The sequence below is a fragment of the Arenibaculum sp. genome (assembly GCF_035998295.1).
In the GTDB taxonomy this organism is placed as follows: domain Bacteria; phylum Pseudomonadota; class Alphaproteobacteria; order Azospirillales; family Azospirillaceae; genus DASYHS01.
In genome coordinates, this window is sequence record NZ_DASYHS010000078.1 from 1 (window position 1) to 10591 (window position 10591).

A 10591-nucleotide genomic window follows, 5' to 3' on the forward strand; every position below is an offset into this window, starting at 1 on the left:
CGGTCTGGCCGTTGGCGATGGAGTGCTCGACCAGGTGGGACAGCCAGGCCTCCAGGCGCTCGAACATGGCGGCGTGGCCGGTCTCGCGGGCGGCGGACAATGTGGCCACGCGCTCGCCCATGCCGGGCTCGGCCAGCAGCGCCTCGCCCGCGGCCGGGTCGGCGTAGCCGATCATCCGGGCCGCGGTGGCGGGGGTGGCGCCGTTGGCGACCAAGCGGCAGAACAGTTCCTGGCGGGGGTCGAGCGTCACGGGCCTGCTCCTTCCGATCGGGGAAGGGCAGTATGGAACGAAAGCAGAACTTCGTCAAGCCGCCGTCAGCGGCCGAGCGGCACCGTGAAGCTGAAGGTGAAGAGGTCGGAGCCGGTTTCGGACGAGGACATGCCGCCCTCCGTCATGTGGAACCAGGCCGCGCCCAGCCGCAAGTCGTTGCCGAAATCGTAGGAGAGCTCGGCGCCGCCGCGCAGCTCCAGCGCCATGCCGGGCGAGGAGGCGTCGTTGGTCGGCTGCCGGCCGGCAACGATGCTGGGCGTGAAGGAGAAGCTTTCGCCCACCGGAAGCTCGAGCCCGACCCCTACGCCGCCGGGGCGCGGCGTGGCGCCGACCGGAGGAGCGAGCGCAGGCCCCGCCGACGGCAGCGCGTTCCAGTAGCCGAGCCGCGGCTCGAACTGCAGCTGGAGGGACGGCGTGCGTGCGTCGGGCTGGATCTCGACCCAGCCCGTGTCGCCGATCAGGTACTCGTACTCGCTCGCCGCCGTCGCCGGACGGGAGACGAACGCGAGGCCGGCCACGGCGGACAGCAGAACCAGCAAACCGCGCACTTGCGGAACACTCCCGGAAACACGACGCCGCCCGAGCGGCCCCCGTCACAATCCGTAATATACCGTGATCGGCTTCCATGTTCCAGGAGTGCCGCGCGAGCGTCACCCGATGCGCTTGAATCGTTCCGTCGCCGCGACGAGGGCAGCCCGGACGCCCGGCTCCATCGCCGAATGGCCACCGTCGGGAACGACGACGTACTCCGCCTCGGGCCAAGCCCGGCGCAGCTCGTCGGCGGTCACGATCGGGCACACGATGTCGTAGCGGCCCTGGACGATCACGGTGGGGATGTGGCGGATCCGGTCGATGTCCCTCAGGAGCCTGTCCTCGGGCTCGAACAGGCCGTCGCGGAAGTAATGGGCCTCGATCCGGGCCAGCGACAGGGCGTGGTTGTCCTCGCCGGAGATCGAGACCAGCTCGGGGCTCGGCAGCAGGGTCGAGCACGCCCCCTCGTAGATGCTCCAGGTGCGGGCCGCGGCCATCCTGACGGCGGGATCGTCCGAGTTCAGGAGGCGGTGATAGGCCTCCAGCAGGTCGCCGCGCTCCTCGGCCGGGACGAAGCCCGCGAACCGCTCCCACGCCTCGGGATGGATCACCCGCATGGAGTAGAGGAACCAGTCGATCTCGCGCCGGCGCATCAGGAAGATGCCGCGCAGCACCAGGGCGAGGCAGCGTTCGGGGTGCGACTCGGCGTAGGCGAGCGCCAGCGTGCTCCCCCAGGAGCCGCCGAAGACGTGCCAGCGGTCGATCCCGAGTCGCGTGCGCAGCCGCTCCAGGTCGTCGACGAGAAGCCCGGTCGTGTTCCGCCGGGTCTCGCCGAGCGGCGTGGACCGCCCGGCGCCCCGCTGGTCGAGGACGACGATGCGGTAATGGGACGGGTCGAAGAACCGCCTGTGGGTCGCCGACGCCCCCGCACCGGGCCCGCCGTGCAGGAACACCACCGGGACGCCGTGCGGGTTGCCGCTCTGCTCCCAGTAGATGGTATGGATGTCGTCCACCGGCATGGTGCCGGTCTCGTAGGGCTCGATCGGGGGGAACAGCTCGATGCGCGGCATCTTGAATGCCCATGTCGATTTCGTGGCGCGCTAGTGTAGGAGAGCGGGCGCCTCCCGGCCAGACCGCGTTGAGCGCCGGCCTCCTGTGCCTGGGTATCCTGTACCTGGGCATCCTGTGCCTGGGGGGTCCGCTCCTGAGCGGCGCGGCGTCCGCGGAGCCGGCGGCGAAGGTCGCGGAGGTCGCGGACGGCGCCGCCGTGCTCGACGACGGGCGGCGGGTGCATCTCGCCGGGGTCCGCCTCCCTCCGCCGGGCTGGCCCCATGCGCAGGTGGCCGCGGCGGTGCTCCGCCGGCTGCTGGCGGGCCGGACCGTGACGCTGACGTGGCAGGCTCCTCCCGACCGCCATGGCCGCGTGCTCGCCCATCTGCGCCTGGAAGACGGCACCTGGGTGCAGGGCGCGCTGCTGGAAAGGGGTGTCGCACGCGTGCACACGACGCCGGCCACGCGCGAACTCGCGGCCGAGATGCTCGCGATCGAGCGCGAAGCCCGCCGGCGCCGCATCGGGCTGTGGCGGTACGACGCCTACCGGATCCATCCCGCCGACGGGGCCGGGCCGGCGGCCGGCACCTTCCAGCTCGTCCAGGGCGAGGTGGCCGCCGTGTCCCGGCGCGGACGCCGGGCCTATCTCAATTTCGGCCCGGACTGGCGCGACGACTTCACCGCCTCGATCCCCGCGTCGGCGCTGCCGGCCTTCCGCGACGCCGGGCTCGACCCGCTCGAGCTCGCCGGCCGCCGCATCCGCGTGCGCGGCTGGGTCCATCCGGTGAACGGCCCGGCGATCGAGCTGACGCATCCCGAGCAGATCGAGATCCTCGCCGACGGGGAGCCTCTTTACGACGGCGCACGCAGTCCCCATTGAAAGGCGACACCCGAGCGCTGCGCGGACGGAACCGATGAGCCTCCCACCCTCCCCCACACGCCCGTCGCCGGGACGCCGGCTGCGGGCCGCCGTCGCCGGCGCCGCGATGGCGGCGCTTGCCGGATGCGCCGTCAACCCGGCCACCGGCGGGTCGCAGTTCACGCTGGTGTCGCCGGCACAGGACGCGGCGCTGGGAGCGCGCGAGCACCCGAAGGTCCTTGCCGAGTACGGCGGCGAGTACGCGGACCCGGAGGTCCGGGCACTCGTCGACCGCGTGGGCCGCCGGATCGCCGCCGCCAGCGCGCGGCCCGACGTCGACTACACCTTCACGGTGCTGGACAGCCCGATCGCCAACGCCTTCGCGCTGCCCGGCGGCTACGTCTACGTGACGCGCGGCCTGCTCGCCATCGTCGGGGACGAGGCGGAACTGGCCGCCGTGCTCGGCCACGAGATCGCCCATGTCGCGGCCCGCCATTCCGCGGCGCGCGCCACCCAGAGCACGATCGCCCAGGTGGCGCTGGTCGGCCTGGCGGTGGTCGGCCTCGGCCCCATCGCGGGCCAGGCGGCCGGGACCACGGCGGAGCTTCTTCTCAAGGGGTACAGCCGCGGCCACGAGCTGGAAGCGGACGCGATCGGCATGCGCTACCTGACGGCGGCCGGCTACGACCCGTGGGCCGTGGTCGACTTCCTGCAGACGATGCAGCGCGACGCGGAGCTGAAGGCCGCCCTGGCCGGGCGCCGGCCGGATTCGGAACAGATCGGCCAGTGGCTGTCGAGCCATCCCCAGACGGAGGAGCGGGTCGCCCGGGCGTCGGCGCTGGCGCGCGACGCTGCCGCCGGCGCCGAGGGTGCCGCCGCCGGCAGCGAGCGGGGGCGCGACGCCTTCCTCGACGCGGTCGACGGCATGATCTTCGGGGACACGGCGGAACAGGGCTTCGTCCGCGGCCGGACCTTCTTCCACCCCGTGCTCGGGTTCCGGTTCGACGTGCCCGAGGGCTTCCGTATCGTCAACGGCGCGGACCAGGTGATCGCGGCCGGGCCGGACGGGTCGGCCATCATCTTCGATGCCGATCGGGTCCCGCCGGTGCGCGACGTTGCCGACTACCTGGCCGACGACTGGGGCGCGCGCATGGCGCTCGGCCGCGTCGAGAGGATCGAGGTCAACGGGATGCCGGCGGCGACCGCGGTCGCCGAGGCGCGGCTGGGCGGGACGCCGGTGGATGCCCGCCTTCTCGCGATCCGCTTCGGGCCGGACAGGATCTACCGCTTCGTCTTCGCCACCCCCAAGGGGCTGACCGGGGCCATGAACCTGGCGCTGCGCGAGACGAGCTACAGCTTCCGGCGGCTGGAGCCGGCCGAGACGCGGGACCTCGCGCCGCTGCGGATCGAGGTCCGGACGGTCCGCCCCGGGGACACCCTGGAAAGCCTAGCGGCCGGGCTGCCGCTGGAGGGGATGGCGGTCGAGCGGCTGGCCGTCCTCAACGGCATCGCCCCCGGGACGCCGCTGGAACCGGGACGCAGGATCAAGCTGATCCGGTGATTGCCGCGCAACGACCGCTGCGGATAGTGTCCCGGCCATGAGCGACGCACCATCCCCTGGCCCGCCACTGCCCGGCGCACCACTGCCCAGCCAGACGCCCGCCCGGCGGCGCAGGCCCCTGCGCCTGCCGATCTCGGCCGTGCTGATGGCCGGCTTCGGCGGGCTGATGCTGGCCGCGGTGGCGGCGGTGCTGGCGCTCGGCCTGCTGAGCGCCGGCCGGAACACCTTCACCCTGCTCAACGACAAGGCCGACCTCGCGCTCAAGAGCGTGGTCGTCCGGGTGCGCCACCAGCTCGAGCCGGCACGCGACCAGAGCACGTTCCTCGCGCGCCTGATCGAGACCGGGGGCCTCGACGTCGGGGACCCGGTGCGGCTCGCCGACACGCTGCGCGGCGCGCTCGCGGCGACGCCCCACATCTCGAGCATCGGCTTCATCGGCCCGACCCGCGAATCGCTGTGGATCAGCCGCTTCTCCGGGGAGCTGCGCACGGACTGGGTCGATCTCGGCGCATCGGAGGAGATGCGCATGGCGATCGAGGAGACGAGCCGGCGGGAGGGGCCGCATTGGGCGCCGCCGGTCTGGGCGGCGGAGCTCGGCACCACGCTGCTGAGCCTGCGCACGCCGGTGCGCAAGGACGGCAAGTTCCTGGGCATGCTGATGGCGACGGTCACGGTCGGCGACCTCTCGGCCTTCCTGTCGGAGCTGTTCGTCGACGACAACCTCAACGCCTTCGTCCTCTACGACCGCGACCACGTCCTGGCCCACCAGAACCTGCGCTTCCTGGACCGGGACCTCTCGCGCCAGCCGGACGGCATGCCGCTGCCGCTGATCGAACAGGTGGACGACCCGGTGCTGGCGAGCCTGTGGCGCAGCGCGCAGCCGGGCTCGGACCTCAAGAACCAGACCGAGGCGCGGATCGTCGAGGTCGGTGGGGACAGCTACGTGTTCCTGCTGCGCACGATCGAGGGGTTCGGGACCCAGCCCTGGATCGTCGGCATCAACTTCCGCTCCGAGGAGGTCGGGGGCGAGGTCCGCCGCCTGCTGATCACGGGCTGGTCGGGCGTCGGCATCCTGCTGCTGAGCGTCGGGGCGGCGCTGCTGGTCGGCCGCAAGATCAGCCGGCCGATCGCCCGGCTCGCCGGGGCGGCCGCGAGCGTCGGCGCGCTCGACCTGCGCCATGCGCCGACCCTGCCCGACAGCCGGTTCCGCGAGCTGGGCGAGGCGGCCGAGGCGTTCAACCGCATGGTCGCGGGGCTGCGCTGGTTCGAGACCTATGTCCCCAAGGGCCTCGTGCTCAGGCTGATCCGGCACGGCGCGGCCGACGGCATCGCATCGGAGGAACGCGTCGTCACGGTGATGTTCAGCGACATCCGCGGCTTCAGCGCGCTCGCCGAGGATCTCGGCCCGGCCGAGACCGCGCTGCTGCTGAACCGGCATTTCACGCTGGTCTCGTCCTGCATCGAGGCCGAGGGCGGGACGGTCGACAAGTTCATCGGCGACGCCGTGATGGCGTTCTGGGGCGCGCCCGAGGAGCAGCCCGACCATGCCGCCCGGGCATTGCGCGCGGCGCGCGCCATCGCGGCCGTGCTCGCCGGCTCGAACGCGGAGCGCGCCGCGGCGGGGGAGCCGCCCGTGCATATCCGCATCGGGCTGCACACCGGACCCGTCGTCGTCGGCAACATCGGCTCGGCGAGCCGGATCAACTACACGATCGTCGGCGATACCGTGAACGTGGCGCAGCGCATCGAGGAACTCGGCTCCCGGGTCCGCGATCCCGGCGAGGCGACGATCCTCGTCAGCGCCGCCACAGTCGAGGCCGCGGGACAGGGACCGGACCTCGACGGGATCGGCCCGCACGGACTGCGCGGCCGCAGCGGCCCCGTCGATATCTTCCGGCTGCGGCCCTAGGCGTTTTCCGGACGCGCCGGAAACGCCTGGGGATTTCGTGTTCCTCAGGCGCCGGCGCCGCTCCGTGGCTCGGCTTTCGCCCCTGGCGGAGAGGGGGCGCGGTCGCGCCCCTGGGATCAGGCTGCGGCTGTTCGCCGGTCAGGCTCCCTCCGGGCCCATAGCCCCAGGGACACCAGCAACGCGAGCGGAAAGCCGCTCGGCGGCATCAGGAATGTGCCGACCAGGGACCAGCCAATGATCCCCAGAATCACTGCCCGTGGCGCCGACCATCCGCGGTTGTCGATCCAGAGCAGAAGGTAGCCCAGGCCAATAAGCGGCAAGGCGAAACTGCCGAAGCTGGACCAGAAGGCGAAACCACTCAGCACCAAGGGCCGTGACTGTTGAGCAACAGGCGCCCAGTGCTCGAAGGTCCACAGAATTCCCCGGCTCCAGCCAAGCGCATAACCTGCGGCGTCCACCCCGAGAACGAGGAGATGGAGCACGCCTAACACGATCAGGCCGAAGCAGGAGGCTCTGTACATTTCGCACCTCGAATCGGATTACCGCCCCTCCATACACCGTGTATGGAAATGAGGGAAGCTTCGCCGGGTGTGGCGAGCGCCACCAAGTTGCTGCGCCGGGGATTTCATGTTCCTCAGCCGCCGGCGCCACTCCGTGGCTCGGCTTTCGCCCCTCGCCGGGCGGGGGCGTTTCCGGTTCGTCCGGAAACGCTCGGGCAGGCGGTGCCAACGCCCTCGCCCACCGCCACCGGCACCGCCTTCGCGCAGTAGGACGACCGCCGGCGGGGGCGCTATCCTCGGACGGCGTCGCCCGACACCGACGGAGACGGACTCATGAGCCTGCGGCCGATCCCGCCCCTTCCGCGCCGGTTCGCGCCCGTCGCCTTCATCGCCTTGGCCGCCTGCCTGGCCCTTCCGGCGCCCGGCACCGCGCAGGACCTGCCGGTCGACCTCGAACTGGTGCTGGCCGTGGACGTGTCCCCGTCCATGGACATGGAGGAGCGCGACATCCAGCGCCTCGGCTATGTCGAGGCGTTCCGCCATCCCGAGGTGGTGTCCGCGATCCGCTCGGGCCTCCACGGCCGCGTCGCCGTCACCTATGTCGAATGGAGCGCCCCCACCGCCCAGACGGTGGTCGTGCCGTGGCGCGTCGTCGGGGACGCGGGGACGGCGGCCAGCTTCGCGGACGAGCTTGCCGAGGCGCCGGACGCCGGCATGCGCGGCACGTCGATCTCCGGCGCCCTGCTCTTCGCGGCGGCGCTGTTCGACGGCAGCGGCTTCGAGGGGATCCGCCGGGTCATCGACGTTTCCGGCGACGGCCCCAACAACCGCGGGGTGCCGGTCGAGCCGACGCGCGACGGCGTTATCGCACGGGGCATCACGGTCAACGGCCTGCCGCTGATGCTGCGCCCCGGCGGGCCGGGACCGGCGGTCCAGCTCGACGTCTACTACGAGGACTGCGTCATCGGCGGCCCCGGCGCCTTCATCGTGCCGGTCTGGGACGTCGCCGACCTGGGCGAGGCGATCCGGCGCAAGCTCGTGCTGGAGATCGCGGGCAGGCCCCCTACCGCCCTGCCCGCCAGCTTCCAGGCACCGGCCCCGCGCATCGACTGCCTGGCCGGCGAGGCCGCCGCACGGGGCTGGTTCCGGGACGCGCCGCGCTGAGGCCGCGGCCGGCCTAGCCGGCGATGCGCGGGAACAGGCGCAGCCCCGCCGGCAGCCGCAGCGGCTGCCGGCCCCCGACCAGCTCCGCGGCCGCCTCGACCGCCGCCAGCAGGGCGGCGGGCGAGAACGGCCTGTCCAGGCAGCCGAGCGCACCGTCCGCCGCGGCCATCGCCTCCTGGTCGTCGCAGGTCACGAACAGCGTCGCGACGCCGTGGTGGAGCGAAAGCCGGTGTGCGGCCTCCACCCCGTCGGAACCGCGGTCCCGGTGGACGTCGACCAGCGCCAGATGCACGGTCTGGTGCTGCGCGACCCGCATCGCGTGGGCGAGCGAGGACGCGATGCCGACGATGCGGTGCCCGGCGGCCTCGAGCGGCTGGCGGATGGCGAAGGCGGCGACGAGATCATCGCCAAGGATGAGCAGATTGAGAGGGAAAAGGTTCATCTTCCTGCGTCGCGTGAACGGTTCCGGCTGGCGGGCCCACGCTCCGTCTCCTTCCGATAGGGTTGCCGTATTCAGATTTTCGACAGGAAAACGGCGTCTATGTTCCCATAGCGAAAAAAGATCACACTTCCGCATACGGCCTCTTACACGCATCATTCCGCGCACCGAGATCCTTTCGAGGGCGTCACCGAAGCGGCGGACACCTGATCGAGAGCGGAGTTCAGCACCCATGGCCGTTGTTTCGTGCGAGCAGTGCCGGTTGCGCTGCAAGCCGCAGTTCCATCAGTTCGGCGACGACGAGCTGGCTTTCGTCCAGACCCTTCAATCGACGCAGTCCTCGATGGCGCCCAACGCGGACATCCTGGTGCCGGGCGAGGCGAAAGGGCTGTTCACCCTGTTCGCCGGCTGGGCCTACCGCTACCGGGAGTTCCCCGACGGCAACCGGCAGATCCTCGACTTCCTGCTGCCGGGCGACCTGATCGGGCTGCAGGCGACGCTGCTCGACCAGACGCAGTACGGGGTCAAGACGCTGACGGCGGCGACGGTCTGCGTGCTGGACGGCCGGCCGCTGGACGAGATGTTCCGCGAACACCCGGCGCTGGCGCACCTGCTCGTGCGCACGTTGATGCAGGACCAGCGCCGGACGGACGGGCAGCTCGCCTTCCTGGGGCGGCGGACGGCGGCCCAGCGGATGGGCTACCTGATGCTGGAGCTGTTCGACCGCCTCGACCGCATCGGGATGTCCAACGGCACCTGGTGCCAGTTCCCCCTGCAGCGCCGCCACCTCGCCGACGCGCTGGGCCTGTCGGGCGCGCATGTCAACCGCTCGATGACGGACTTGCGCGACGCCGGGCTGGCGACGCTCGGCAACAACGTGCTGGTGCTGCTCGACCGCGCCCGGCTCGAAGATTTCGCCGGCTACCGGGCCCTGGACGAGGGCGAGCGCATCATACTGTGAGGGGTGCGCCCGCTATCGGGTCCCGGGCCAGCATGCGCCGGACCTCTGCGGCCAACTCCAGGTAGTCGAAGGGCTTGGCCAGGAACCCCGCGGCCCCCGCCGCCATCGCGTCCTGCGCGGAGAGGTGGCCCGAGACGACCAGCGCCGGCGTCCCGGCCGCCGCACAGGCCCGCACGAGGTCCAGCCCGTCCGACCCGTCGGCGAGCGCCACGTCGACGACCGCGACGTCCGGCCGCCCCGTCCGGAGTTCGGCCGCTCCCTCCTCCGCGGTCCGCACGCTGGCGGACACGCGCATCCCCTGCGCTTCGAGAACGCCGGCGATCGCCATCGCGATGACGGAATCGTCCTCGGCGATCAGTACGGTGGGAATGCTCAAGGCGGGGAATCCGGCGTGAAGGGGCGTTGCGCGACGAGCGCAAGGTACTTCAACACGAACCCGTCAAGAATGACGGATATGCAGGCACCCGGCACGCATGAGCGTTTGCAATCCATGTGCCGGGCCCAGGCGCGCCGAGCCCATGTGCCGAGCCCATGTGCCGGAACCCGGCGGAGCGGGCCGGGGCTCGGGCCGCCAGCGGGGCGGGCCCTTGTCCGGCACCCCGATATCGAGATCACCCCAGTCCGATTTTCCGCAATTTCATCGGTATGAATTCTCCGATAGGCTAGGCACTCGACTTATGGATGTTGGGATACTTGCTTGTTATGGAAAACTGGTCGGAATACTCCCGTTTTTCCCTCGCTCTTCTAGCGATCATGATGCCTTTTTCGGCCATTCCCACATTTTTGACCTTGACGGACGGACAATCGCCGGATCACCGGACGAGGACAGCCCGTCTGGCGGCCTTCACCGTCGTCGTAATTCTGATCATCGTCGCCTTGACCGGGGATCTCGTTCTCGAAGTCCTGGGGACGACGTTGAATTCATTCCGCATCGGGGGCGGGCTCGTGCTCCTGATGGGAGCACTCACCGTCCTCAGCGGTCATGCCGGCAGCGGAACGACGGCAGGGGGCGCAGGAAACCGCAGCGTAGCCATCGTCCCGCTCGGAACTCCCGTCATCGCCGGCCCCGGCGCCATCACGACCGTCATCATCGAGGTCGGCCACGCCTCGGAACCGGCTCATCTCGCCACGGTGATCGGATGCATCGTCGCCGTCACGGCGGTGATGTGGATACTGCTGCGGCTGTCCAGCCGGATAGGGCAGCGCCTGGGCGAGACTACGCTCTCGAACTTCAATCGGTTCTTCGGACTCCTCCTGGCCGCCGTCGCCATCGAATACATCGTGACCGGCCTGCGCGGGAGCTTTCCGGTCCTGGCATCATGACCGGAGCCGGGGCCGGCCGAACG

12 protein-coding genes are annotated in these 10591 nt (G+C 71.1%); 6 read left to right on the forward strand and 6 right to left on the reverse strand.

Going from position 1 to position 10591, the window contains the following annotated elements; all coding sequences use genetic code 11:
• The 3 genes from VGO20_RS08790 to pip form a co-directional block, all read right to left on the reverse strand.
• Window positions 1–250: hypothetical protein (locus tag VGO20_RS08790; RefSeq protein WP_327501947.1), on the reverse strand; the 250-nt coding region annotated here is incomplete at its 3' end.
• A gap of 65 nt (window positions 251–315) precedes the next feature.
• Window positions 316–819, reverse strand: coding sequence for a hypothetical protein (locus VGO20_RS08795; RefSeq protein WP_327501948.1), 504 nt, complete (start codon window positions 817–819; stop codon window positions 316–318).
• Between the two features lie 102 nt (window positions 820–921).
• Entirely contained in the window at window positions 922–1872 is a 951-nt protein-coding gene (gene pip, locus VGO20_RS08800; RefSeq protein ID WP_327501949.1) for a prolyl aminopeptidase, read from the reverse strand.
• Between the two features lie 68 nt (window positions 1873–1940).
• Here pip and VGO20_RS08805 point away from each other — a divergent pair, with 68 nt between their 5' ends.
• From VGO20_RS08805 to VGO20_RS08815, 3 genes are read left to right on the forward strand one after another with little or no spacing between them, the layout of a single operon-like run.
• Window positions 1941–2732, forward strand: coding sequence for a thermonuclease family protein (locus tag VGO20_RS08805; RefSeq protein WP_327501950.1), 792 nt, complete (start codon window positions 1941–1943; stop codon window positions 2730–2732).
• A gap of 34 nt (window positions 2733–2766) precedes the next feature.
• Window positions 2767–4272 (forward strand): M48 family metalloprotease, encoded by a 1506-nt coding sequence (locus VGO20_RS08810; RefSeq protein WP_327501951.1) that lies wholly within the window; start codon window positions 2767–2769, stop codon window positions 4270–4272.
• Window positions 4273–4309: 37 nt separating this feature from the next.
• Entirely contained in the window at window positions 4310–6181 is a 1872-nt protein-coding gene (locus VGO20_RS08815; RefSeq protein WP_327501952.1) for an adenylate/guanylate cyclase domain-containing protein, read from the forward strand.
• Between the two features lie 116 nt (window positions 6182–6297).
• Here the strand turns inward: VGO20_RS08815 and VGO20_RS08820 are convergent, their stop codons facing one another.
• The gene (locus VGO20_RS08820) at window positions 6298–6702 is read right to left on the reverse strand and encodes a DUF6463 family protein (RefSeq protein ID WP_327501953.1); all 405 of its coding nucleotides are present in this window, start codon (window positions 6700–6702) and stop codon (window positions 6298–6300) included.
• A gap of 312 nt (window positions 6703–7014) precedes the next feature.
• Here VGO20_RS08820 and VGO20_RS08825 point away from each other — a divergent pair, with 312 nt between their 5' ends.
• On the forward strand, window positions 7015–7845 hold the full coding sequence (locus VGO20_RS08825; RefSeq protein WP_327501954.1) for a DUF1194 domain-containing protein: 831 nt from the start codon (window positions 7015–7017) through the stop codon (window positions 7843–7845).
• Window positions 7846–7858: 13 nt separating this feature from the next.
• Here the strand turns inward: VGO20_RS08825 and VGO20_RS08830 are convergent, their stop codons facing one another.
• Window positions 7859–8287 carry a response regulator gene (locus tag VGO20_RS08830; RefSeq protein ID WP_327501955.1) on the reverse strand — a complete coding sequence of 143 codons (429 nt, stop codon included), beginning with the start codon at window positions 8285–8287 and terminating at the stop codon, window positions 7859–7861.
• Window positions 8288–8516: 229 nt separating this feature from the next.
• On the opposite strand from VGO20_RS08830, the gene VGO20_RS08835 reads away from it, so the two are divergent.
• Complete coding sequence (locus VGO20_RS08835) at window positions 8517–9245, forward strand: Crp/Fnr family transcriptional regulator (protein ID WP_327501956.1); 729 nt, start codon at window positions 8517–8519, stop codon at window positions 9243–9245.
• Here the strand turns inward: VGO20_RS08835 and VGO20_RS08840 are convergent.
• Window positions 9235–9621: a response regulator transcription factor gene (locus tag VGO20_RS08840; RefSeq protein ID WP_327501957.1), complete on the reverse strand. Its 387-nt coding sequence runs from the start codon at window positions 9619–9621 to the stop codon at window positions 9235–9237. The genes VGO20_RS08835 and VGO20_RS08840 overlap by 11 nt on opposite strands.
• A 326-nt stretch (window positions 9622–9947) precedes the next feature.
• Between VGO20_RS08840 and VGO20_RS08845 the strand changes: the two genes are divergently transcribed.
• Entirely contained in the window at window positions 9948–10568 is a 621-nt protein-coding gene (locus VGO20_RS08845) for a MarC family protein (protein WP_327501958.1), read from the forward strand.
• Window positions 10569–10591: the final 23 nt, after the last annotated feature.